The 25418-nt window shown below is 48.3% G+C and carries 22 protein-coding genes, 3 tRNA genes and 1 rRNA gene; 15 read left to right on the top strand and 11 right to left on the bottom strand.

What is annotated here, in order from left to right:
- Positions 1-127 (bottom strand): 16S ribosomal RNA (locus tag LLF78_08670); the annotation flags it as partial.
- Between the two features lie 1122 nt (positions 128-1249).
- Between LLF78_08670 and yfcC the strand changes: the two genes are divergently transcribed.
- The 3 genes from yfcC (at position 1250) to LLF78_08685 (ending at position 7017) form a co-directional block, all read left to right on the top strand.
- Positions 1250-2992 (top strand): putative basic amino acid antiporter YfcC, encoded by a 1743-nt coding sequence (gene yfcC, locus LLF78_08675; GenBank protein MCE5202566.1) that lies wholly within the window; start codon positions 1250-1252, stop codon positions 2990-2992.
- Positions 2993-3035: 43 nt separating this feature from the next.
- Entirely contained in the window at positions 3036-4223 is a 1188-nt protein-coding gene (gene iadA, locus LLF78_08680) for a beta-aspartyl-peptidase (GenBank protein MCE5202567.1), read from the top strand.
- Between the two features lie 286 nt (positions 4224-4509).
- Positions 4510-7017: a cation-translocating P-type ATPase gene (locus LLF78_08685; protein MCE5202568.1), complete on the top strand. Its 2508-nt coding sequence runs from the start codon at positions 4510-4512 to the stop codon at positions 7015-7017.
- 44 nt (positions 7018-7061) lie between these two features.
- Here LLF78_08685 and arsB read toward each other — a convergent pair whose 3' ends face one another.
- The 8 genes from arsB to LLF78_08725 all read right to left on the bottom strand — a co-directional run bounded on the left by arsB (position 7062) and on the right by LLF78_08725 (position 13479).
- Positions 7062-8114, bottom strand: a complete 1053-nt coding sequence (arsB, locus tag LLF78_08690; protein MCE5202569.1) for an ACR3 family arsenite efflux transporter — start codon at positions 8112-8114, stop codon at positions 7062-7064.
- A gap of 221 nt (positions 8115-8335) precedes the next feature.
- Positions 8336-9094, bottom strand: a complete 759-nt coding sequence (gene hisF, locus LLF78_08695; protein MCE5202570.1) for an imidazole glycerol phosphate synthase subunit HisF — start codon at positions 9092-9094, stop codon at positions 8336-8338.
- Entirely contained in the window at positions 9094-9714 is a 621-nt protein-coding gene (gene hisH / locus LLF78_08700; protein MCE5202571.1) for an imidazole glycerol phosphate synthase subunit HisH, read from the bottom strand. The genes hisF and hisH overlap by 1 nt, the downstream gene beginning before the upstream one ends.
- Positions 9711-10349 (bottom strand): bifunctional phosphoribosyl-AMP cyclohydrolase/phosphoribosyl-ATP diphosphatase HisIE, encoded by a 639-nt coding sequence (hisIE, locus tag LLF78_08705; GenBank protein ID MCE5202572.1) that lies wholly within the window; start codon positions 10347-10349, stop codon positions 9711-9713. The genes hisH and hisIE overlap by 4 nt, the downstream gene beginning before the upstream one ends.
- Complete coding sequence (locus LLF78_08710) at positions 10342-11070, bottom strand: 1-(5-phosphoribosyl)-5-[(5-phosphoribosylamino)methylideneamino] imidazole-4-carboxamide isomerase (GenBank protein MCE5202573.1); 729 nt, start codon at positions 11068-11070, stop codon at positions 10342-10344. The genes hisIE and LLF78_08710 overlap by 8 nt, the downstream gene beginning before the upstream one ends.
- Complete coding sequence (locus LLF78_08715; GenBank protein MCE5202574.1) at positions 11067-11636, bottom strand: imidazoleglycerol-phosphate dehydratase; 570 nt, start codon at positions 11634-11636, stop codon at positions 11067-11069. Before LLF78_08715 ends, LLF78_08710 begins: the two co-directional genes overlap by 4 nt.
- Positions 11636-12280 (bottom strand): ATP phosphoribosyltransferase, encoded by a 645-nt coding sequence (hisG, locus tag LLF78_08720; GenBank protein MCE5202575.1) that lies wholly within the window; start codon positions 12278-12280, stop codon positions 11636-11638. Before hisG ends, LLF78_08715 begins: the two co-directional genes overlap by 1 nt.
- Complete coding sequence (locus LLF78_08725) at positions 12274-13479, bottom strand: ATP phosphoribosyltransferase regulatory subunit (protein ID MCE5202576.1); 1206 nt, start codon at positions 13477-13479, stop codon at positions 12274-12276. Before LLF78_08725 ends, hisG begins: the two co-directional genes overlap by 7 nt.
- A 122-nt stretch (positions 13480-13601) precedes the next feature.
- On the opposite strand from LLF78_08725, the gene LLF78_08730 reads away from it, so the two are divergent.
- The 5 genes from LLF78_08730 to LLF78_08750 all read left to right on the top strand — a co-directional run bounded on the left by LLF78_08730 (position 13602) and on the right by LLF78_08750 (position 19061).
- Positions 13602-14408: an HAD family hydrolase gene (locus LLF78_08730; protein MCE5202577.1), complete on the top strand. Its 807-nt coding sequence runs from the start codon at positions 13602-13604 to the stop codon at positions 14406-14408.
- Positions 14408-15526 (top strand): histidinol-phosphate transaminase, encoded by a 1119-nt coding sequence (gene hisC / locus LLF78_08735; GenBank protein ID MCE5202578.1) that lies wholly within the window; start codon positions 14408-14410, stop codon positions 15524-15526. The genes LLF78_08730 and hisC overlap by 1 nt, the downstream gene beginning before the upstream one ends.
- Positions 15527-15959: 433 nt before the next feature.
- Positions 15960-17225 (top strand): phenylacetate--CoA ligase, encoded by a 1266-nt coding sequence (locus LLF78_08740; GenBank protein MCE5202579.1) that lies wholly within the window; start codon positions 15960-15962, stop codon positions 17223-17225.
- A 423-nt stretch (positions 17226-17648) separates the two neighbouring features.
- Entirely contained in the window at positions 17649-18905 is a 1257-nt protein-coding gene (locus tag LLF78_08745) for a phenylacetate--CoA ligase (GenBank protein ID MCE5202580.1), read from the top strand.
- 80 nt (positions 18906-18985) lie between these two features.
- Positions 18986-19061 (top strand) — tRNA-Thr (locus tag LLF78_08750).
- A 165-nt stretch (positions 19062-19226) separates the two neighbouring features.
- Here LLF78_08750 and LLF78_08755 read toward each other — a convergent pair.
- On the bottom strand, positions 19227-19439 hold the full coding sequence (locus LLF78_08755) for a DUF6485 family protein (protein ID MCE5202581.1): 213 nt from the start codon (positions 19437-19439) through the stop codon (positions 19227-19229).
- A 262-nt stretch (positions 19440-19701) separates the two neighbouring features.
- On the opposite strand from LLF78_08755, the gene LLF78_08760 reads away from it, so the two are divergent.
- From LLF78_08760 to LLF78_08785, 6 genes are all read left to right on the top strand, one after another.
- The gene (locus tag LLF78_08760) at positions 19702-20364 is read left to right on the top strand and encodes a GntR family transcriptional regulator (protein ID MCE5202582.1); all 663 of its coding nucleotides are present in this window, start codon (positions 19702-19704) and stop codon (positions 20362-20364) included.
- A gap of 84 nt (positions 20365-20448) precedes the next feature.
- Complete coding sequence (locus LLF78_08765; GenBank protein MCE5202583.1) at positions 20449-21441, top strand: ABC transporter substrate-binding protein; 993 nt, start codon at positions 20449-20451, stop codon at positions 21439-21441.
- A 50-nt stretch (positions 21442-21491) separates the two neighbouring features.
- Positions 21492-22355 carry an ABC transporter permease subunit gene (locus LLF78_08770; protein ID MCE5202584.1) on the top strand — a complete coding sequence of 288 codons (864 nt, stop codon included), beginning with the start codon at positions 21492-21494 and terminating at the stop codon, positions 22353-22355.
- The gene (locus tag LLF78_08775) at positions 22352-23533 is read left to right on the top strand and encodes a betaine/proline/choline family ABC transporter ATP-binding protein (protein ID MCE5202585.1); all 1182 of its coding nucleotides are present in this window, start codon (positions 22352-22354) and stop codon (positions 23531-23533) included. Before LLF78_08770 ends, LLF78_08775 begins: the two co-directional genes overlap by 4 nt.
- A 211-nt stretch (positions 23534-23744) precedes the next feature.
- A tRNA-Tyr gene (locus LLF78_08780) sits at positions 23745-23830 on the top strand.
- A 38-nt stretch (positions 23831-23868) separates the two neighbouring features.
- Positions 23869-23944: transfer RNA gene (locus LLF78_08785), tRNA-Thr, on the top strand.
- Positions 23945-24055: 111 nt separating this feature from the next.
- On the opposite strand, the gene LLF78_08790 is transcribed toward LLF78_08785, so the two are convergent.
- On the bottom strand, positions 24056-24256 hold the full coding sequence (locus LLF78_08790) for a hypothetical protein (protein ID MCE5202586.1): 201 nt from the start codon (positions 24254-24256) through the stop codon (positions 24056-24058).
- Positions 24257-24791: 535 nt separating this feature from the next.
- On the opposite strand from LLF78_08790, the gene LLF78_08795 reads away from it, so the two are divergent.
- Positions 24792-25418 carry a flavodoxin family protein gene (locus tag LLF78_08795; GenBank protein ID MCE5202587.1) on the top strand — a complete coding sequence of 209 codons (627 nt, stop codon included), beginning with the start codon at positions 24792-24794 and terminating at the stop codon, positions 25416-25418.

Raw genomic sequence — 25418 nt, forward strand, 5'->3', positions numbered from 1 at the left:
ACGCGTTACTCACCCGTCCGCCACTAGAGTATATCAAAAGCAAGCTCCCTCTATACTCCCGTTCGACTTGCATGTGTTAAGCACGCCGCCAGCGTTCGTCCTGAGCCAGGATCAAACTCTCCGTTTGATTCCGGTGTGCTTACATGTCTCGGTATCCTTGCTCACCTTGACTTGTCTCAGTCGCTAGCTTTTCATTTACTTCAGGTCCGCTTACGCTTCCGCCTGCCGGGGGGCCGGCTTCCACTCGCGCTCCCTGTCCGATGAACGTCTTGCAACGCCCTTCGCTCTTTTGCTTTGCCCTTTATCCTTCTGTCATGGTGCCCGCTGCTCTCTTCTCAATATCACCGAAAAGGTCATGTCGGAAGCGCAACAGGAGGTAGTATATGACGCATGTGGAATTACGTCAAGCATTTTTTTTAGTTTTTTTAAGGTTTTTCCTTTAGGACACCCGGGCTAGTGAGCCCTTGCAGTTGCTGTTTCAGCAGGCAGTAAGAGGGTTATTCTCAAGTGTTCTTTCTCATTTTTACCAGTGAAAGTGGCTGATATATTTTAACCCGATAGATTGTTTACCCAGTTGGATCGGAGATGTAAACCCAAAAAATACTTAACGGCTTGACACACAAGGGTGACCATATACACCTTAACAAAAACCTATAAACTTGTTAAAGCAAAAAATTGAGATGCGGGATCCTCTGTGGGATTGCAGATATCTTGTTTCTTGGTATCAGTTAATATATAATAGTTATATGAGGGTAAATATATACGGAACTTGATAACCCCATATGGGAAATTACAACCGATATAAACTTGGATGCCTTCTTTGAATAACTGCGCGTTATATCCATTCGAACATCAATACTTGCATTCCATAATTTTTAGTGTACACTGAATACTTGAGAGTTTTTCTTTAGCGCACAGTGAGGAGATCCTTCTTTCAATATAATATGACTATGTCTGTTTGTTGGAAAGGGAGGTTGTGATGTAATGTAGTAAATTAGCGTTTAAACATCCGGATTTGTTTTAAATCCACAAAATCTTTCTTCTTCAAAAAATCTTTCTTCTTCAAATCAAACTTTTGCAAATGCTGATTCAAATTCTTGCAACATAAGAACCATCATGTAGGCGATATTGAGAACCTGATATTGAAACTGTCCGCAATGTCATTCAAAATCATTCCTGTTTTTTGATTTTATTTCATATTTTTTAACATAGCCAACAACTAAAAAAATAATTTATTGGAGGGCTGAATATGTCTAAAAATAACAATAACGGCTTAAAGGGCAGCAAAGACCTCACCAAAATACGCACTCCCCACACATACGCAATTATATTTTTTGTAGTGGTTTTCTGTTGGATACTGACGTTTATGGTTCCTGCAGGCAAGTTCAGCGTGCACGATATAGAGTACAAAGGAGCCAACAATGAAGTAAAAACAAGGACAGTCCTTATGCCTGAGACGTTCAGGTACAGTTATAACCTGAATACTCAGAATCTGTCTTCAGAGCTTAAAAAATTATCTGAAAATCCTGATGCTGCAAAAGCAACTGGCGTTGATCAGGCAGCACTGCAGGAGTTCGTCAGGACAGACGCAACGAAATGGAGCCAGTCTGACCTGGATAAGATTGGGTTAACTGATGATGTTCTCTATAAGCTATATGGAGAGTCTATTTACGATACGAGCAAAAAATTACATAAGACAGCAAATGTCTGGGGCACGGATGATTTCAACGGGTTTGGATTCCTGAATTATATATTTGAAGGCCTGGTTACAGGAAACAAGTACGGTTCGGCTGTAGGTATAGTGGCGCTGATCCTCGTAGTGGGCGGAGCCTTTGGGATCATCATGAAGACCGGAGCGGTTGAATCGGGCATCTATGCTTTCATAAGAAAGACAAAAGGCCTTGAAAGGCTTGCCCTGCCCCTGTTGTTTTTCCTGTTCTCCCTCGGCGGAGCGACTTTCGGCATGTCAGAAGAAGTAATTCCGTTTGCGATGATAATGGTGCCTTTTGTAATTGCACTGGGGTATGATTCAATCGTTGCCGTAACAGTCACTTTTGTCGCATCCCAGGTCGGCAATGCGGTTTCCTGGATGAGCCCCTTCAGCGTCGCCATAGCCCAGGGAATTGCAGGCATACCGGTGCTTTCCGGAGCGACGTTCAGGCTTATAATGTGGTGCATCGTGACTGCCCTTTCTGCCGGATATATGATGATATATGCAGAAAAAATCAGAAAAAACCCCGAACTGTCCGTCGTTTATAATTCAGACAACTATTTCAGGAATAAAATAGAAAACACCACAGAGGAGGAAAGGCGCTTCACACTAGGGCATAAACTTATATTGTTAGAGATGCTCGCCGTGTTGATCTGGATCATTTGGGGCGTTACGACAAAGGAATACTATATCCCTGAAATTGCATCCCAGTTCTTTGTAATGGGTTTTGCCGCCGGTGTGACGGCAATTATCTTCAAACTGAACAACATGGGGATAAATGAGATGGCGTCCTCTTTCCAGAGCGGCGTGGCCGATCTTGCAGGGACCGCAGTTGTGGTCGGCATGGCAAAAGGAATACTCCTAGTTCTTGGTGGTGCCGATGCATCTGTCGCATCAACACTTAATACCGTACTGTACAGCATTGGTAATCTGCTGGATGGAGTCCCTGCAGTTGTCACAGCATGGTGCATGTACGTATTCCAGAGCTTGTTCAACCTCGTCGTGACATCCAATTCAGGACAGGCCGCCCTTACGATGCCTATCATGGCACCTCTCTCCGATGTTGTCGGGGTGTCCAGGCAGATCGCAGTATTGGCCTACCAGATGGGAGCCGGTTTCGTCGATGCTTTCACGCCTGTATCCGCAAGTCTGATCGGAGTCCTTGGGGTTGCGCGTATTGACTGGTCGACATGGGCGAAATTCCAGATAAAGATGCAGGGCTTCTTTTTCCTGATGGGTACTGTTGCGATCATTATAGCAATAGCAATAAATTTCCAATAATTAAAAATGAAAGACAACTACGGGGAGAGCGAATAATCAAATTATGATCACAATAATAAGAAACGCCGAAGTTTACGTGCCTGAGCATGTGGGTGTAAAAGACGTACTGCTGCTGGGCAATAAGATAGCGGCAGTGGATGATCATATCTCCTTCGATATGAAAGGTCCCGTCGATGTAATAGAAATCGATGCGGCGGGAAAGTCACTGGTTCCGGGATTTATAGACTCCCATGTTCACATTCAGGGAGGCGGGGGAGAAGGCGGCTTTTCGACCAGAACCCCCGAAGCGACACTGACAGATATTACGACCGCGGGAGTTACAACTGTAGTGGGTTGTCTCGGAACAGACGGGACAGCACGGGATATGGTCTCTCTTCTGGCTAAGGCGAGGGGCCTGGACGAGGAAGGAATTACAACATATATATACACCGGCTCATACAGGCTTCCCGCAAAGACAATAACCGGAGATATTATGAAGGACATAATGGTCGTTGATAAAATCATCGGTATCGGGGAAATAGCCGTATCAGACCATCGATCCTCGCAGCCGACTTTCGAGGAATTCGTAAGAGCGGTCTCGGACGCACGGGTAGCCGGCATGCTTTCGGGAAAAGCCGGCATCATAGACATTCACCTGGGTGATGGTAAAAGAAAAATAGAGTTAATAAAAAGAGCTGTAAAAGAGACAGAAATACCTATTACACAGTTCTTGCCGACTCACATAAACAGGAATCAGGAGCTCTTTGAAGAATGCGTAGAATATGCCAAGGCAGGTGGCTATATCGATTTTACCGGCAGCGACGATCCTGATTTCTGGGAAGAAACCGACGGCGAAGTCCGATTCAGCAAAGGCCTTAAGAGATTATTGGATGAAGGTGTGAATTGTGACAATTTTACAATTTCATCCGATGGACAGGGCAGTTTGCCTATATTTAACGAAAAAAAAGAATATGTCGGAATTGGCGTCGGGAAATCGTCCTGTTTGATCAAAGCGATAAAAGAATGCGTTTTCCGTGAGAATATTCCACTGGAAATAGCAATCAGAGCACTAACTTCGAACCCCGCCAGAATTTTGAAATTTTACACAAAAGGGAAGATCAAAGCCGGTATGGACGCAGATTTATGCATTCTGGACGAGAACATTGATGTAGATACTGTGGTCGCAAAAGGTAAAATTATGGTTCAGAACAAAAAGCCTGTAGTATATGGCACTTTTGAACAGAAAAAATAATATGCTCTAAGGCGGCTGTGTGAGGCGTTACCCTCTTACACAGCCGCTTTTTGATTTACCTGCAATAAATCCTCTCCTTGACAATATATTAATACTAAGGCATAATCGCCCGACAATACTATATAAATCACAGGAGCAGGCGATGAGTCCGGAGATTTAGGACTTGTGGGGCTGGGCCGGGACGACAACCCGGCAACAGGCGTAAATATTACGGCCTGTGGGACCGTTTAAGACGATCCCGCAGGCCGTATTTTCTTGCCTGCTACAATAATGGAGGAAAACAGTCATGATAAACGGAATAAACGGAAACAAACACTACGAAGGACTTACTTCCGAAGAGGTGATCGAACGCCGGCAGAAACACGGAAGGAACCAGCTTGAACAGGCAGAAAAGGCGAGCCTTCTGAAGACCGTCCTGAAATTTTTCTCAGAACCGGTTTTTCTGCTCCTGATAGGAGCCTCACTTATATATTTTGCCCTTGGAGAGCCGCGCGACGGTATTATCATGCTCACATTTGTCGCCTTTATGACGGGAATAAATCTCTATCAGGAATGGCGAACGGATAAAACTCTTGAAGCTCTGCGCAGCCTATCATCGCCAAAGGTCAAAGTTATACGGGATGGAAGGGAATCCACCATCGCTTCAGACGAACTTGTACCTGGTGATATCATGCTGCTTGCTGAAGGGGAGAGGATCCCGGCTGACGGAGAGATTCTTTTCTCTGACGGCTTTGGCGTGGACGAGTCCGCCCTGACAGGAGAGTCAGATATAGTATGGAAGGTCTCTGCCCCTTCGACGGAAACCGGATCTTACTGGAAATCGGATCACTGTTATATGGGTACAAACGTGATTGCAGGCCGTGCCGTCGTCCAAGTGACAGCTACCGGTCCATCAACGGAATATGGGAAAATAGGCGCGGACGTAGCAAAAGCTCCCGACAGGCCGACGCCGCTTGAAAAACAAACAGGCAGACTTGTACGCAATTGTTCTTGCTTCAGCTTCGGCTTGATGCTGCTGGTCGTATGCGCCACTCTGCGTAACGGCAGCGGATTCGTAGACGCCGCACTTTCCGGAATAACAATAGCGATGGCTACGATACCGGAAGAGTTTCCGGTCGTACTGACAGTATTTCTGGCCATGGGAGCATGGCGTATTGCACAGCGCAACGCCCTGATACGGCGCATACCATCAGTTGAGACACTAGGGGCTGTAACTGTTCTGTGCGTAGACAAAACAGGTACTCTGACGCAGAACAGGATGGCTCTGCGTGAGCTCATACCATTTCAAGAGAAGGAACTTTCGGAATTGCTGGAAGTTGCCGTTATGGCGTCTGAAACAAGTCCATACGACCCTATGGAGACCGCTTTTATTGAAAAAGCCGAGGACGAGGGCATAGATGTATCCCTACTTCAGGGACACGAGCTTGTGCATGAATATCCCTTCTCATCCGAGGCGCGCATGATGGGACACGTCTGGGCAGTCGGCAATGATTCAGTGCTCGCAGCAAAGGGATCGCCTGAAAATATTTTCCGGCTATGTATGCTTACAGAGGCGGAGGCACTGGATATTGCAGCTGAGCAGAAACGTCTTTCAGACCTCGGATGCCGGGTCCTTGCCGTAGCGGTCAACCGGTCGCTGGGCGACATACCCGAAAAACTTTCAGACTGCAGGCTGGATCTTGTAGGCCTGGCTGCATTTATGGATCCTCCGAGGGAAACCGTTCCTGCCGCAATCGATGCCTGCCGGCATGCCGGCATACGAGTGGCGATGATAACAGGCGACAACAGTATGACAGCGCACAGGATCGCTCACGAGGTCGGACTGGATTCCGCCGGAGAGAAAGAACATCAGATAATAACCGGAGACGAACTGGATACACTTGATGAGGACTCGCTTACAGAAAGGCTGAAGCACGTTACGATATTCTCTCGCATACTTCCAAGGCAGAAAATGCGCATAGTAACGGCGTTCAAGGCTGCAGGAGAAGTAGTGGCAATGACAGGCGACGGAGTAAACGATGCGTCGGCGCTTAAGTACGCCGACATCGGAATAGCGATGGGCGAGCGCGGAACGCAGGTCGCGCGCGAAGCCGCTGATATAGTGCTGCTCAACGACAACTTCACGACCATAGTGGACACGATCCGCGACGGGCGGCGTATCTACGACAACATCCGCAAGGCAATGGAATATATAATCGTCATCCACATACCCATTGCACTCTCGGCCCTTGCCGCGCCGCTTCTTGGCCTGCCTGCGCTGCTGCTGCCTATCCACGTGGTCCTGCTTGAACTGGTAATCGACCCAACGTGTTCAATAGTCTTTGAGCGTCAGCCTGCCGAACCTGACATAATGGAGAGACCCCCAAGACCGGTGAATTCTTCCATAGTCACCAAAGACATTTTTATCAAAGGCCTGATACAGGGACTTGTGATATTCGTGGCAGTTTTCAGCGCATACTTATATACACTGCCTATCGAAGGCGCAGAGCACGCACGCACGTTCTTCCTGACGATACTGGTGCTCTCTAACCTGTTTCTGGTCTACGTGAACCAATCCAACACTGAATCAGCATTTACAAACAAAAGCAGCAATTTCGACCCGGTACCGTGGATCATCAACTTTGCCATACTCGGAGGTCTTATACTGATATCCTCCGTCCCCACACTGGCTTCAATGGCAAAGGTCAAACCCCTGTCATTCAGGGATTTTGCTATTGCAGCGGCAATAGCAGCAGCCGCTACATTCTGGTGGGAAATTGTGAAGTTCTTGAAGCGAAGGACCGGACTGAATTGAGGCTGCTATGATTTTCCCGTCAACATCCGTAACCTAATTGCTGGTCACTCTTTTGCCGGAAACCAGCTTTTTGTGCCGTTGCAGAAGCGGACAAGCATCAGCATGACAGGAACTTCAATAAGGACTCCAACGACTGTCGCAAGCGTAGCGCCTGAGTGGAGACCGAAGAGGGATATTGCTACCGCGACGGCTAATTCAAAGAAGTTGCTTGCTCCGATAAGGCCCGCCGGAGCCGCGATATCATGCGGAAGTTTCCACACCTTGGCCCAGAAATAGCCTATGGCGAAGATGAATATCGTCTGTATAGTCAATGGTATCGCTATAAGGAGGATATTCATAGGATTATCGATTATCACGCGTCCCTGGAACGAGAATATTATCACCAGAGTAAGAAGCAGTCCTATCGTCGTTATATTGTCAAACTTTGAGACAAAGCGGTCGAACTCTTCCTCTCCATGCTGTTTTATATAGGATGTTCTTGTCAGCCATCCGGCCGTAAGCGGGATCACGACAAATAAAACCACAGACAGAAGCAGCGTGTTCCATGGGATCGCAATACCTGAAACGCCAAGAAGAAACGCCACTATCGGCGTAAACGCGACCAATATTATCAGGTCATTTACCGCAACCTGTACAAGCGTATAGGCCGGGTTGCCGTCTGTCAGGTGACTCCATACAAAGACCATAGCCGTACAGGGGGCTGCTCCGAGCAGTACGGCGCCGGCAAGATATTCCTTAGCAATTTCCGGCGAAAGAAAATTTCCGTATAGGACAAGGAAAAAGAATGCGGCTATCCCATACATCGTAAACGGTTTTATCAGCCAGTTCGTAACACAGGTTACGATAAGCCCCTTAGGCATTCTAACCGCATTCACAATGCTCGAAAAATCAATCTTAAGCATCATGGGATAAATCATAAGCCATATCAGGACTGCGACAGGAATAGAGACATGGGCATACTCGAACTTCGCAAGGGCAGCAGGAATTATGGGGATAAACTGTCCGATGGCAACACCGACAATCATGCACAGTGCGACCCATATCGTGAGATACCGCCCAAAGAAGCCAAGCCCATCGTTATTTTTTTTGTCAGACATGCAAATCTCTCCTTTTATTATATCTATTCTATTCGTGGCATTTTTCAATATTGTCGTATGCGAGGGACAATATAAAGTATATATCGACAAATGTCAATATATAGATATGCCAAGCTGGATTATGATTTGATTATGTCTGATTTTATTCATTTAATTTCATTCAATGAAACTCTGCTTAATAGAATAACGGCCGTAAAACATGCCTCGGCGTTGAACCTTAATTACATGCGCACGGACACACCTCTTTTGTGCAGATATTTCTTCAGCTCTGGTATGGAAATTTCATTGTAGTGAAACAGAGACGCGGCAAGGACCGCATCTGCCCGGCCCAAGGTGAACGCATCATAGAAGTGTTCGTATGTGCCAGCCCCACCGGAAGCTATTACAGGAATGTTGACCCTTGAGCTTATAGCAGCGGTGAGGTCCAGGTCATAGCCTGATTTTGTCCCGTCTTTGTCCATGCTGGTAAGGAGTACCTCTCCGGCGCCAAGGCTTTCTGCCTTCATTGCCCAGCCTACCGCATCCATATGTTCGGGATGACGTCCTCCTGAAGTGTAGACTTCCCAGTATCCGTCACCCTTGCGCTTTGCGTCTATCGCAACTACAACGCACTGACTTCCGAATGCCTCTGCACCCTCTTTTATCAGAGATGGATCCTTTACAGCTGCAGAGTTCACGGATACCTTATCCGCTCCGGCCCTGAGCATAGATCTGATGTCCTCCACGGTGCGAATGCCCCCGCCTACTGTTATTGGGATGAATACTTTTGACGCTACACGTCGGACAAGGTCGGCGACCGTATCGCGTGAATCGCTTGTGGCTGTGATATCCAGAAATACTATCTCATCAGCGCCAGCCTCCTGATAAGCCATAGCGCATTCCACGGGATCTCCCGCGTCCTGCAGGTCGACAAAGTTGACGCCTTTTACTACCCTTCCATCTTTTATATCAAGGCATGGTATTATTCTCTGTGCAAACATTATCTGACACCTCCGGCAAGTTCTGTAAAACGTTGTAATATGGACAGTCCTGCAGCTCCGCTCTTTTCCGGATGGAACTGACAGCCGAAAAGATTGTTCTCTTCAACTGCGGCATCGAATTCCACTCCGTATTCCGATACTGCGGTGACCGATTCTCTGTTCTGAGCCTTCACATAATACGAGTGAACGAAATACATGCAGGCCCCCTGAGGCAATGCACCCAACAGTCTGCTTTTCTTATCGGTATTTATTGAGTTCCAGCCGATATGGGGTATTTTCAGCCCTTTACCTGACGGGAACAGCAACACTTTCCCCGGCATAATGCCCAAACCGGGAACACCCGGGCTCTCCTCGCTCCATTCAAAAAAGAGTTGCATCCCGGCGCAGATACCCAGAAAAGGCTTCCCGCTTGCAGCCAATTCCCTTATAGTCTCAGCCAAACCCCGTTTATTTATCTCAGCCATCGCACTTCCGAACGCACCGACGCCCGGAAGTATAACCCCATCTGCCGATGTGATTTCCTCAGCATTTGAAGCCACAACGTTAGGGCAGCCGATGTGGTCAAGCGCATTGCGCACGCTCTGGAGATTCCCCGCTCCATAGTCGATTATTGCTATCATCCCGCACCTTGCTTCCTGTGCCTTGACTCAAGTTCTTTCAAAACATCGTTAAACGGCACACCTGCAGAGATACAGGCTACAAGCAGATGGTAAAGCAGATCCGCAGCCTCATAGCGAAACCCGTCTTTATCCCCCGTCGCCGCGGCAATGGCTGTCTCCACTCCCTCTTCGCCGACCTTCTGAGCGACTCGTGACCTGCCCTGTGAGAGAAGCCTGGAAGTGTAACTCTCTTCGGGACTTTCGTTTTTGCGCCTGTTCAGGTAGTACCAAAGGCGTCCAAGGAAGGTGGCCTCTGTAGAATCCTCCGTGCCCCAGAGCGTTCGGTAAAAACAAGTACGTTCTCCGGTGTGGCATGCGGGGCCGTCAGGCCTGACGATCGCAAGCAGAGTGTCTCCGTCGCAGTCTATGCGCAGCTCAAGGACATGCATGACATTGCCGCTCGTCTCACCCTTGTGCCATATTTCCTGACGCGAACGGCTCCAGAGGACAAGCTCGCCGCACGCCGAGGTCATTCTCAGTGAATCCTCGTTGGCCCATCCAGTCATCAGGACTTCCGCGCTTACTGAATCCTGAACTACAACTGGAACCAGACCGTTTTTATCAAATTTTATAAGTTCCATGCTTATTTCAGCCATTTTGTCCCCTCCGGCATTTTGCAGCTTCCAACGCATCCGCAAGTCTAATGCCGCCTTCATATAGGCTTTTCCCGACAACTGCGCCGCTGACGCCTGCCAATGCAAGCGCAGAAATATCTTTCGCCGTCGTTATGCCGCCGGCGGCTACGATATCGTACCCTTTGCCGAGAAACGGCTTGTAGAACTCTGCGCTTGTTCCGCCCATAAGGCCGTCCCGCCCAGTATCAGTCACAAGAAATACACTGAATCCGATCCCGTGCATGCTTTTTATCACTTCATCCGGAGAGAGTCCTGTTTCCTCAAGCCAACCGGAATGCACGACCCTGCGGCCTCTCACGTCTATTGCAGGCATGACTGCCTTGCCAAATTCGCTGATTATCTTTTTCGGCATGTCAGGGTCCATAAATAGCAGGCTTCCTATCATAACCCTGTCTGCGCCTGAAGAGAGGGCATCCCTCACGCAGGTCTCAGAACGCAGGCCTCCGCCATACTGTACGAACATCCCAAGACCCCTTATCTGTTCAAGTATATGCAGATGACAGGGGCAGCCAAGCTCCGCCCCTTCAAGATCGACGATATGTATATATCTGCAGCCTCCATCGAGAAAACGTTTAGCAGCGTCAACAGGCAGGAGGCCGTAATCTGTTTTTCTCGCAAAGTCTCCCTCCGTAAGCCTGACGACGCGCCCTCCGTAGAGGTCTATCGCAGGGAAAAGTATCACAGCCAGATACCCTTCGTGCTTGGATCCTGCAATGCCGGAGAGAGTGCCTGGCGCAGCGCCATGCCGACTCCCTTGAAGATGGCCTCGGCAGCATGGTGCGAATTGTCAGCCTCAAGTATTGCAATGTGGAGCGTTATGCCGCCCTCGCGTGCGATGGCCCTGAAAAATTCCGGGACCAGCTCAAGGTCAAAATCGCCGCACTTTTCTGAGGAGAACGAGCCGCTCCAGTAAGCACCTCCGCGGCCGCTCAAATCAAGCGCGACACGCGCAAGCGAACCATCCATGGGAAGCAGGCACCAGCCATACCTGTTGGCAGGACCGGACCCCGCTATTGTACGAAGCGCACGGCCAAGGCTTATGCCGATATCCTCAACAAGATGGTGGCAATCGACCTCGACGTCGCCCTCAGCCTTGATGAAAAGGCCCAATCCGGCCCGATGGCACATAAGATCCAGCATATGTGTGAAAAAACCGCAGCCGATATCGATATTTCTCTCTTCGCCCGGATATTCAAGCATAAGCGATATCTCTGTTTCGTTGGTATTTCGCGTAAACTCGGTCCTCATTATTTCACAACCCCTTTGACATAGTTCTCTATCGCGTTCACCACGCCAAACATAGAGCGCCACCGGAGCTGCACCGCTCCGGGCCCGGCAACGAGGCGCAACGACACGGACTCTGTCTTTTTTATCACTGTCAGGCCGTTGGCGCGGAGCGTGCTTCCCGTCTGGACAATATCAAAGATACAGTCGCTTAGGCCAAGGGCAGGCGCAAGTTCCACAGAACCATTAAGCTTCAGTATCTTTATCTGCACACCCCATGAGTCAAAGGTCTTTCCTGCAACGCGAACATATCTGGTCGCAACCTTGAGCCCCATCAGACCGCATGTGCTTCCGCTGAACTTAGCAGCGAATTCGGGGGGTGCGGCAACCGCCATAAAGCATTTCCCGCGCCCTGTATCCAGAAGTTCCACAAGGGATATGCCTGCTTCGCCGATGACGTCGCTTCCTGAAATTGCAAGATCTGCAGCGCCGTAGTGCGCCATTACCGGCACATCTGACGGTTTAGAGAGAAGATAACGGAAGCTGCCGTCCTCTATCACAAGGTTGCGCCCCGGATTTTTAAGTTTTGCCACCGGAAGTCCCGCGCCTTCAAGTATCTCTATGCAGCTTTGAAGCGAGCGGCCCGTGGGCAGTGCAAAGGTCAGCATGAGAACACCTCCTGTCCTGTGCAGGAGATGTTTTTCTCTTCCCCTGTCTGGAGAAAGACCGCTTTTTTTGCTGAAAAATCAACCCACCATTTATATTTTCTGAGACCTGCGATCCTTATCGATTCAGAGCGGTCGCTGTTCCAGCTGAACTCAAACGAAACTCCCTTTTTGCAGAGTCCGTCCGCATAGCGCAGCCCGTCCGCCGGGTCGCAGTTACCGCACCAAAGCATGATCTTAGGCGATGGGGATCCGTCTACGCAGTGGTCGGCAAGTTCCTTAAGGTTCAGTGCAAATCCGGCGGCCTCTCCATTCATGCCGACCTTTGACAGTAGTCCGTCATAGCGCCCGCCGCCGCCAAGCAGTGTTCCGGATATAGAAGAATAAGCGTTGAATATCGGCCCGCTGTAATATCCAAGATCGCGCACGAAACCCAGATCCACTCGCAGCCTGTCTCCGAAGCCAAGTTTAGAAAGTGAGTCGCAGAGACGTTTAAGCGGCATAAGGGCCAGCGGTTCGTCAAGCATCTGCATGGCTTCGCTAATGACAGAACAGTCACCCTTGAGCGAAGGCAAGGCACGCAGAAGTTTCTGCTCTTGCTCATCATCCACCAGCGCGTCAAGGATCTCCATATAAGACGTGTACGCCCCCTCCTGGAGCGCACCTATGAGTTGCTCTTTCGCACCTTCGGGCAGTCCTTCAAAGAATTTTGACATCACGGACATATCGCCGAGCACAACCGTCGAGTTCTCTATCGAAAGAACATCGAGCGTCCTGAGCAGAAGCGAAACGACTTCGGCATCCGCCCCTGCGCCCTCCCATCCGATGAGCTCCACCCCGACCTGGTTCTCCTCGAGATTGTGCCTTGGCGGCGGTGGGACAGAGAAGACACGGTCAGCGTATGAAATACGCAGCGGCCGTTCATCGTCATCAAAGTGGCTGCTGAGATAAGTCACCGCAGATAGAGTAAGGTCTCCGCGCAGCACGCAAGGCTCCCCGAACGGGGACGTCAGCGCTATAAGGCGTCTTGCCCTCGAAAGTGACAGTTTTTCCCACACATCCTCAACAAGCTGGAGCTCTGCGGGGCTGAACGGCCTGTAGCCGTAGAAAGCGAAAAGTTCCAGCGACTTGTTGCGGCAATATTCCAGCTTCGCCGCAGCAGCGCCGCCGATGTTGCTGCATCCCTTTGGGGTTCTGTTCATTTTATGACCTCACTTATGTTAATTGACTATTTTATCTAGCTAAAATGATAGCTTGATGTTTTCGTATGCAGGCTATATAATATCATGCGTTTATCTGTTTTGCAAATACCGGAGGATTTCTCATGAAAAACAAGCTTTATCCCGATGCCCTTATCTTTGACATCGACGGCGTTCTGCTTGACGTGCGGCACTCTTTCCCTGAGGTAATACGGCAGTGCATACTGCAGGGCTGGGAAATATTCTGCGGGGGGATATCTGATGCAGGAGGGTACACTCAGGCGCATGAGAGGCTTTTAAAGCGGCATGGCGCATTTAACGACGACTATGATATCGCGTGGACACTGCTCTCAATTTCGTCGCGCAGCGGCAAGCGCCGTCTTTCCGCAGCGTTCCCGTCTCCGGAGAAACTTGAAGAAGAGATAGAAACATTTAAGGGCTCCGTCCCCTTATGGGTCGCTTCGCGTTACGGAGAACTTGTCCCCCGCAGCGAAGTCCGCTCGCTCTGCGCAGAACTGTACGGCACAGGAGATACGGGGGGGCTTCATATGCTGGAGACGCCTATGCTGCACTCGCATTGGAGCGAACTGCCCCTGCCGGTCGGAATTTATACCGGCAGAAATCTCATAGAGTGGGAACTTGCAAAGAAGAGCCTTGGCTGGCAGGATTTCCCGTCTGAACATGTTGTACACTCTGACAGCGGCATTTTAAAACCATCGCCGGAGGGGCTGGATATCCTATGTAAAAGCCTTGGATCTTGTTCTCCGCTGTTTTTCGGCGATACGGCAAGCGACATGAAAGCGCATAAGGCCTTCGGCAAAGGAGATTTTGTAGCAATAGGGGAACTGCTGCCTGAAGCCGGGCTGATTTTTAAAGATACGGAGAGTGCCCTTGAGGAGCTTTTAAATTTTCAGAAAGGCAGGCAGGTATAATGGAGAATAAAAATATTCGGGATATTTTTTATAATATGGCTCGGCCGGCGGTTCGCGACCTGGATGAGTATGACCCTGGCCCCCTTCCCATGGACGGCATACGTCTGTCGGCAAACGAAAACAACAGAGGCGTCTCACCTAAGGCATATCAGGCGATGCTCCGCACACTTTCCACGGCTAACAGGTACCCTGACAGCAGGTGCGGTGAACTCAGAAAGAAAATTGCATCGTTTTGCGGGCTGAAAGCAGAACAAATATTTATAGGAAACGGTCTTGACGGAGTCTTCACTGTCCTGGGCCGCGCGCTGCTTGACCCAGGAGACGAAGTGATATGCGGCGAACTGACGTTCTCCGTATACTCAGATATTGCCAAAATAATGGGTGCCACTCCGGTTACAGTCCCTATGACAGGCTCCATGGCCCTTGATGCTGACGGATTTATCGGAGCAATCACCGGAAAGACAAAGATGATATGCTTCTGCAACCCAAATAACCCGACAGGTACTATTTCCGGGTCGGATGATATTGTACGTATGCTGGACGCAACGCCTGAAAACGTCCTTTTCATTTTGGATGAGGCATATATCGAATTTGCAGATAAGCCCGCGCCTTCCGGACTTGGACTGCTTGAAAAATACCCGAACCTCATGATATGCAGAACTTTTTCCAAAATCTACGGGCTCGCCGGCCTGCGCATAGGATGGGTCGCCGCACATCCCGAACTCATACGTTATCTTTACAAGGTCCGCGAACCGTATTGTGTCTCAGATATAGCTGCGGCGGGAGCAGCGGCAGCGCTTGAGGACAGGGAGTTCTTTGAAGAGAGCCGCAGCCTCTTTATCGAAGAACGCACAAAACTCTGTCATTTTTTCTCGAAAAACGGCATAGATTTCATTCCGTCTCAGGCGAACTTTATACTGCTCCCGCTGGGAGACCGCTCCGCAGCTGTGCGGGATGCGCTTGCAAAGGACAACATCGTTGTGCGCCCCCTCTCTTTCCGCGGCAGTAAAGTACTGCGCGTCTCTGTCGGCCTGCCTGAAGAGAACCTGCGGCTCGAAAAATCGCTCAAAGCGTCCCTGTATTTGCTGAACGGGGACAAGGACCTCAAGCAGCAATAGATTGCCGCGGCAAAAAACACAGTCAATTAACTAAATTTTGTGATAGGGGTTGACATATATACGTAAACTGCATAAAATTACCCCCAACATACTGAAAGATGAAAGGAGACATCGGGATATGGCACATATAGCAATCAACATCGCAGTCTGTGGCACTGTCACGCGGTTCTCCTTTATCGGCGCGGGTCCCCTTCACGGGATCTGCGCTCGTGCTGCATAATTCGGGGTAGATAACCGAAACTCAGTATCGTTGCGTAAATTGCCGTTGAAGCAGGGACCCGCGCAGGGGCCCTGCTTTTTTTGTACCCGAAAGCAGGAAATACGGCACTGAAAATTTAAAAACTATAGACCTATATCCTCTGCTTGCATTCTATTTCACTTGTTTTTAGAGAATGACGGAAACACTTACACTAATATATGAGGAGGAAAAAACATGGAACCTGTAATTCGCAATGTTGACACAAAAATCTCGAGGATACGCTACACACTGGAAAAGATGGTCGAGCGTTGCCACCCGTATGCACAGAAGATGAAGGATCTAGGAGTTAAACCTGAACATATAAAACCGGCCCGCGATATCCGCCTGCTCCCGTTCATGACAAAACAGGACCTTCAGCAGCACTATCCGCTCGGATGGCTGAACGTTGACCGTAAGAACGTAGTCCGTTTTCACGCTACCTCAGGCACGACCGGAAACCCTACCGTCGTCTGCTACACACAGAATGATATAAAAATGTGGGCGGAGAGCGGCGCATGGTGCCTCGGACTTGCCGGACTGGACGAGTGGGACACTTTGCAGGTTTCCTACGGTTACGGCCTCTTCACAGGCGGGCTCGGTATGCACTACGCAGGGGAACGCCGCGGCCTTGCTGTGATTCCCGCTTCAGGAGGTGCAACGGAAAAACAGGTGCATATGATAAAGGAACTTGGAGTCACCGCTCTGGCATGTACTCCCTCATATGCCCTTCGCATCTCGGAAGTATGGGACGACATTGACCCGGACCGTTTCTCAAACGGCGGCACAAAACTCAAGATAGGCATATTAGGGGCAGAACCCTGGTCGGAAGGACTGCGCAAACGTCTCGAAGAAAAGCTCGGCATAAAGGCTCTCGACATATACGGGCTCAGCGAAGCAATGGGGCCCGGAATTGCGATGGAATGTCTGCAGCAGAACGGACTCCATTTCAACGAGGAAGCATTCTTCCCTGAAATAATAGACCCTGATACGGAGAAAAATATGGAAAACGGCGAGGAGGGCGAACTCGTACTTACTTCTATTAAGAAGGAAGCGTTTCCTCTGATCCGTTACCGCACGCATGACCGCACGCGTTTTCTGTCCGGACCTTGTCCCTGCGGTGATCCGAGCGTACGCATAGGCAGGATCGGAGGGCGCACTGACGATATGCTCATAATAAGGGGCGTCAACGTATTCCCAACTCAGATCGAAGCGGCAATCTGCTGTGTAAAGGGGCTTACCCCGAACTTCATTATAGACGCATGGAAGAAGGAAGGCATGGACGAAATATCCATAACATGCGAACGCGCCCTTGACAGCGATCCCGGCACAATCGAACAGCTGGCTCAAAACATCAGGAAACGCCTCAAGGACAGCCTCGGCGTAAATGTCCCGTTCAAAATAGCGGAGCCTGAAACTCTCCCGCGCACAGAAGGAAAGGCTAAACATCTTGTAAGACATTAAGATGCGCAATGCGGGACTTGCTTTTCCAATCAAGTAAATGCTGAATGATCAAAGGCACTAAGGATCATGGTAAAAATATAGTATCCGCGCACCTGGCTTATAGCGAAAGCATGTATCAGCATTTCCTTAACAGTATTTTATGCAAAAGGTTGACACTTTACTTAGTAAGTGTTATAAATGGCGTCAATATCTTACAGGTAAAGGAGGCACTGGACATGAAAATTAAAAGCAGCACATTGATCCGCGCGATAGATCTTTCAGTCGCAGTGTACTCTTATGCTCACACGGATCCCCCTCGCGGGATCGGTGTCTGAGGTGCCTGTGCACTGACAGCCGATCAAAGTGAGGACGGGGTCCGTTATTGCGGACACCGTCTTTTTTTATGCTTAAAAACAGGGTTATAAAATATAGGGAGGAATTGCCATGATACACAGCGAAAAAGCACCGGAAAAAATCTCTGAACTGCGCGCCGTTCTGGAGCGCCTTTGGACGCGCAACCATCCGTACACAGACAAAATGAAGGACGCCGGGATAAAACCCTCCGACATCAGGACCCCTAAGGACATACAGCTGCTTCCGTTCACCACAAAACAGGACCTTCAAAGCAACTACCCGCTGGGCTGGCTCGGCTGCGACAAGGATGACCTTATACGTTTTCACGCGACCTCAGGCACGACCGGCAACCCGACCGTAGTCGGCTACACGGCTAACGACCTTTACTGGTGGAGAAAGGCGATGAAGACCGCATTCAGACGTGCGACACTTACATCCAAAGATATCCTGCAGATATCGACAGGCTACGGTCTCTTCACCGGAAGCCAGGGATTCCACGACGCAGCGGAGGAAATGGGCGTCACGGTGATACCGGCAAGCGGGGGCTTTACCGAGCGCCAGTTCAAGCTTATGCGCGACCTGGGCACAACGGTCTTCACCTGCACGCCGTCATATGCGGTAAAACTCTGTGAGGTCTGGGAGACTTTCTCCAAAGAGGACCGCTCGGAATATAAACTGCGCCTCGGCATATTCGGGGCTGAAGCGTGGTCGGAAAGTCTGCGTGAAAAGATACAGAACACGCTGGGAATTCCGGCAATCGACAGCTATGGGCTCAGCGAAGCGATGGGACCCGGCGTAGGTATGGAATGTCTTGAAAGGAACGGGATCCATCTCTTTGACGAAGGCTTCATATTTGAGATAATAGATCCCGTGACGCTTGAGCCCCTAGGTCCCGGAGAAGAGGGTGAGCTTGTCATCACCTCGCTTAAAAAAGAGGCGTTCCCTATAGTCCGCTACCGCACACGGGACCTCACAAGCATAATGCCGGAGCCATGCATGTGCGGCGACAGGAGTACCCGTATCACGAGGGTCAAGGGACGTTCAGATGATATGATAATCTTCCACGGCGTCAACGTCTTCCCTTCGATGGTCGAACGGGCGATTTGCAAAGTAAACGGACTAACCGCAAACTATCAGATAAAAGTCTGGGAGACAGAAGGGATCCAGCAGATGAGCGTATCCTGCGAACGAGCTCCGGAAACCACGGCAGAAGAGACAGAAAGGCTCGCAGAGGCGGGGAAAAAATCAATACACAACGCACTTGGGATCAACGTGCCACTCTCGGTCATCGATCCCGGAATGCTGCCCAGGTTTGAAGGGAAATCGAAACATATCATCAGGGAATAACGAGATGAGACTTGACGAAAATTGAAAATACTGTAAAATGCTTTTCGGCGCTTCTTATACAGGGGCTCTTTGAGTTTTGTGCCGGTGTAGCTCAGTTGGTAGAGCAGCTGACTTGTAATCAGCAGGTCGGAGGTTCGAGTCCCCTCGCCGGCTCCATTGGAACAGCAAGGGGTTACGCGATTTTGCGTAACCCCTTTTTTAGCCGGTGTCAAATCAAGTTTGCAATTTTTTATTAGGAAGATTGCAGCAAATTCATTACGAAGAATTTTATGTTGAAGAAATGTCCCATGCAGAAGGACAGCACGGATTTAATGTCCGGCCCTATGTTTTTTCATGGCGCCTGACAAAATCAGCAAATCCTTTAAAAGTATAGTCCTGCTTCCTGTCCATATCAGGTTCTATCTTTCTGAAGAAACATACAGGGATTTCATCTTCCGACAGACACTTGGCAATACATAAAACACATCCGTTTTCATGGTTGACCGGGTTACATTCGCACTTATGATCCACGCATGTGCAGAAGGGTACTTTCATCGCTCAAAACCTCCGTTGTCAGATTCTAACCCGCCTATTATAGTACATCCGCCACAGTATTTGGAAGGGAAGCAGACAAAGCATGCGAGCAACAGTATAAGGCCTAAAACAGCCGTAAGCGTCAAATATATTTGACGCTTGTGAATATAGTCAGGTTATGATTTTTTGTGATAGTATTTGAAAAGAGAAAATATTTTTACTTATCCTATTTTTGGAAAAGCAAAAGCACTGAAGCATTGATAACATTGGGGGTATACCCATCATGGTTTGCAAGCATGAGAACGAATCACGGTACCAGCAGCTTGCTGCTGATATCGCGGCAAGAATAGTTGAAGGAAGTTATCAGGTAGGGGATAAAATTTTCGCAAGATCATCACTTGCATCTCAATACCAGGTGTCTTCGGAAACAGCCAGAAAAGCCGTATGTATCCTTGCTGAACTTGAAATAGTAGCGGTCACAAAGGGAAGCGGGGTTATAGTAAAATCGAGGGAGAACGCAATTTTATTTCTTGGTAAAAGAAGAGACACCAGGACTCTGACTCACCTGAAGCGCAGCATACTTGAAAAGGTTGAACAAAATATGAACGATTTATCTGAAATCAAAAAGCAGGTTGAAATGCTCGTTGACCTCACAGAGCGTTTTCGATCGACAAACCCCTTTGTTCCGTTCGAAATAGTGCTCGATAAAGACCTGCCTTGTCTTGGACGCAAAATATCCGAGCTTTGTTTCTGGCAGGCAACTCATGCTACCGTAGTTGCTGTCAAGCGTAGGGGGACACTGATTTTATCACCGGGCGCCGATACTGTTTTAGCGGAAAATGACATACTGTACTTTGTCGGCGATGAAGGCAGCTACGATAGGGTCATAGTATTCTTAAATACACTTGATGTAATACCTCCGACAGACTGCTGTAAAACAAAGTGAGAATATGCCGAAATTTTTTCTTGAAAATGTAACAACTTCATGTAAAAATAGAGGTGTTTCTTTGTAAAACTAGGAGGGATTAGGATGAACAAGAAATTTTGGAGTTTATTCATACTGATGGGGTTGCTTGTATTTATTACGGCATTGCCTTTGTACGCGGCGGAAAAGAAAACGCAGATAATTGTAACGGACAACGGCTGGGACAGCCAGAAACTGCATAACGAGATAGCGCGGATAATTGTGGAAAACGCCTATGACGGGTACGAGCTCAAAACTTCTACGGCATCCTCTACCATGAACTGGCAGGCTATTATCGCCGGAGATGTCGACCTTGATATCGAAAGCTGGACGGATAATGTCGCAACATATCCCAAAGACGTCGAAAACGGTGATATAGTAAATGTCGGAGTGTTGGTACCCGACAGTAAGCAAGGCTTATATGTCCCGAGATACGTGATCGAAGGCGATCCAAAACGAGGGATAAAACCTGTGGCACCCGGGCTTAAAACCGTAAAGGATCTTGCAAAGTATTCAAAGCAGTTTCCCGATGACGAAGATAAAAGCAGGGGGCGTATATATGGTGCTATCCCTGGATGGATGGCAGATGAAATCCTCTATAAGAAGTATAAGCTATATGGTTTGGACAAGAACTTCAACTATGTGCGGTTGGGAAGCGAGGCAACTCTCTTCGCATCTTTGGTTGCAGCCTACAACCTTGGCGAGCCCTGGGTCGGATATTGTTATGAACCGACCTGGGTCAGCGGAAAACTTGACCTGGTGCTTCTGGAAGACGCTCCATACGACAAGGATCTTTTCAAAAAGGGCGCATGCGCGTTTCCATCCCAGGAACTTAAAATCGTCAGTAGCCGGTATTTTGCTCAAAAAGCACCGGATCTGCTAGAGTTTTTCAAAAAATACAGAACCGGAAGCGAACTGATAGCCGAGGCTCTAGCATACCTCGATGAAAAAAAAGTCAGTCACAACGAGGCAGCGAAATGGTTACTGAAAACTCATGAAAACCTCCTTGACGAATGGCTTCCAAAAGAGAGGGCAGATAGAGTAAGGGCCATTTTGTAAAGACCTCCTTCAGAACTGATAGCTATTAAATGTAACAGGGAGGTGTTTTCATGGAATATATACTTAAATTTCCCGATAACTGGCGTATTGGCACAGGGGATGCCATTGATGTGGCAATTAAAGCATTCAGCAGAACGCACAGGGAAACTCTGAGCTCTATAAAGGCGGTTATTATAGCGTCGATCAACTCTATTAACTCTCTTTTGGAGGCAACACCGTGGATTGTGTTGATTCTGCTGGTCGCATATCTTGGTTGGAGGGTCAGCAGAAAATATTATGTGGGGCTGATGTACGGAGCAATGCTGTTCTTCGTCGGTCTCTGCGGTCTCTGGGACAACATGCTCGAGACGCTGAGCATGGTAGTGGTCGCTGTTTTTTTTTCCATCGCTATGGGATTTCCATTTGGAATACTTATCGCAATGAACCGACGTGCGTCAGACATAGTCAGGCCAATACTTGATCTTATGCAGACTATGCCGGCTTTCGTCTATCTGGTGCCGGCAGTGATTCTATTCAGCCCGGGAAAAACTCCGGCACTCCTTGCAACAACGATATATGCGGTCGTACCGATGGTGAGGATGACAAATCTCGGGATCGTCCATGTCGATAAGGAGATGATTGAGGCGGCATCTTCCTTTGGCTCAACCAAAATACAACTGCTTGCAAAGGTACAGATTCCCCAGGCTCTGCCTTCGATAATGGCGGGGGTCAATCAGACGATCATGATGGCAATGTCCATGGTTGTTACATGTGCGCTTATTGGAGCAAACGGGCTCGGCATGGAGATACTTCTTGCAACGAACCGTACCGAAATGGGCAAGGCGCTTATGCCTGGGATCTCAATAGTGATAGTTGCTATTATTCTTGACCGTCTTACTCAGGGGATGGTAAAAAAAGAGGCACAATCTGAATGATAAATTCTGATTATGTTGTAGAAGCGAAAAACATAGTAAAGATATACGGGGCAAACAGGGCCGAGGCGGCAAAAATGATGTCCGCCGGCTATGACAAGGATACTGTTTATCGTAAGACAGGTGCTGCTGTTGCATTATGGAATGTGTCATTCAAGGTCAGAAAAAAGGAGATTTTTGTAATAATAGGCCTTTCCGGCTCCGGTAAATCAACACTGATACGTTGCTTCAACCAGCTATTGAAACCCACTTCGGGCACCATCGAATTTGAGGGGCAAAACATAGAAAAACTTAAAGGCGCAGATCTGCTGAACCTCCGCAGAAGAAAGATATCGATGGTCTTTCAGAATTTTGGCCTTCTGACCCACAGAAATGTGATCGACAATGTGGCATACGGCCTTGAAGTCAGAGGCGTACCGAGAAAAGAGCGCATGGAAAAAGCAGAAGAACTTATAAAAATGGTGGGACTTGAAGGATGGGGGGATAAACCGATATCAAGTCTCTCCGGAGGGATGAAACAACGGGTCGGAATTGCAAGAGCACTTGTAAATTCGCCGGATGTAATGCTCATGCATGAACCATTTTCTGCCCTTGACCCTCTGGTACGGCGTGAGATGCAGTTCGAACTTTTATCAATACATAGGCGGCTTGAAAAAACTATAATATTTATAACACACGATATAAATGAGGCGTTCAAACTTGGAGATACCGTAGCAATAATGCACGATGGACAAATAGTACAATCAGGGACACCCGAGGAAATGTCGATGAACCCGGCAAATGACTATGTCCGGCAATTTATAGAGGGGGCAGATAAAAGCAGGGTGCTTAAAGTTAAACATATAATGCTTGCTCCTTCGTGCCTTGTCAGAAAAAACGAATCTCCGGCAAATGCCATAATGGAAATGAGAGCCAATCAAGTTTCAAGCGCATTTGTTGTGGATGACGGCATGTATCTGCTTGGGCTTTTAACACTGGATGACGCTATAAAGGCAAATCGCGAAAAGTTATCTGTGGCCTCAGTTCTTACAAAGGATATCCCTGTAACGGGAGAGGAATTGTTCATAAATGAAATAATTTCCAAGGCTGCTCAGGCAAGATTCCCCATAGCTGTTGTGGGGGAGCGCGGGCGGCTTAAAGGCATCGTGAGCCGTGCCGCTATTTTATCATCTCTGGTCTGACCTCTTAAGGGTGATATCTATTTCCCCCCTGCCTTCAATTAATTAAACATGCGGCGGGAGAGACAGGACAACACCCCGTTTTTCCTTGATGAGTTATACCATGACATTATCGCTGATCAACAACAAAATTGTGCATATAATCTTGACATCCGAGGGATATAAGGTACAATATCTTCTCGTGAATGCCACCTTGTAAGGTGGTCCTGTGAGTGGTAGGATGGCCGAGTGGTCAAAGGCAACAGACTGTAAATCTGTCGGCGAGAGCCTACGCTGGTTCAAATCCAGCTCCTACCACCATTTCTATGCCAAAAAATGCCCTTACCGCATTATTGGTTGCCGCCTTAGCTCAGTAGGTAGAGCACATCCATGGTAAGGATGGGGTCTCCGGTCCGAGTCCGGAAGGCGGCTCCAGATTATTACAGGGTTTTCGGTACATTGCCGAAAACTTTTTTATTTTTTTGCTGTCGTATGGCTGCCAACTTAAAAAATAACCGCTCAGGACGTTGGTCCTGAGCGGTTATTTTATCTCATTAACCTTCTGTATTCACATGGATTTTTAATGCCCAGCATCACTTTTCCACGACAGCGAGGCAGGTCGATAGTTTCTCCGTTTGGACACAGGTGCGGCACATACTCCTGCCGGAACGGGCAATCATAACATTCCCTGAGGCTGTCTTTCCACGGCACAAGAACGTCGAATAAAAGCTCTTTTATATTTTTCATCGTCCATCCTTCACACTAACGCAAATGGCAAGATACTTATAATCGCCGTAATCTGTCTTTTGCGTATTTTATTTTATCTTTTTATTCAGATCTGATCCTTATCCCGAAAATTCCATTTTGATCCTATTAGAAGGAAGATCCATTTTCCTAAAGCTTTGCCTATTCACCTTAAATCTGGATATCCACCTGCAGAGATTGAATTTTTACCGTCAAATTATTGTCATATCGGCGAAATCCTAGCCCCTCTCTACTCAGAACCAATGCTGCCACCATGACCCATTTAACACGCGCCTTGACCGCAAATATTATACCCTTAAATTTGTTCATGTATACCGCTGCCCATAAAAAAACAATTGATCTATAAGACAGGTGTCGCGCTGTAATAATCCTATCCGCTTGAATGAAAGCCTGAAACCTCATCCATGGCGGTACGGCGCTAAAATTTACAGCAGATTGAAAATTGCCTCGATCGCCGCCTGGATTTATACTATTGGTATATTGGTATAAAATCATTGTATAGAAAGAAGGTATCTTTATGAAGGTAATTGCAATTAACGGAAGTCCCAATAAAAACAGCAATACGGGCCAGGCATTAAAACTGATGGCTGATGAATTGGAGCATGAGGGCATAGAGGTCGAGATTATACATGTAGGCAATAATTTAATTCATGGCTGTATAGGCTGCGGCTATTGCTGGAATTCCGAGCTCAACCGATGTGTCTTCAAAGATGACATCGTTAACGAAGCGGCGGAAAAAATGCGTAAGGCAGACGGCTTCATTCTAGCCTCTCCAACCTATTACGCCGGCATTGCCGGGACTATGAAATCTTTTTTGGACAGGGTATTTTTTACAAGTTCCCGCTATTTCAAATATAAAATCGCAACCGCGATAACTGTCGTAAGACGCGCCGGCGGTGTTGATACCATACACCAGCTGAATAATTATCTGGATCTCGCAGAGACCATTACGCCTCCATCACAATACTGGACCGTCGCTTATGGTATGGATGCCGGTGAAATTATGCGGGATGGAGAAGGAATACAGACAATACAGAAAAATGCGAGGGCCATGGCCTGGCTGCTTAAGGTCGTAGATGCCGGAAAAAGAGATATTCCTCTGCCAAAGGATGATGAACGGATCATAACAAACTTTATCCGCTGA

This window comes from Synergistaceae bacterium (genome assembly GCA_021372895.1).
Classification (GTDB): Bacteria; Synergistota; Synergistia; order Synergistales; family Synergistaceae; genus JAJFTP01.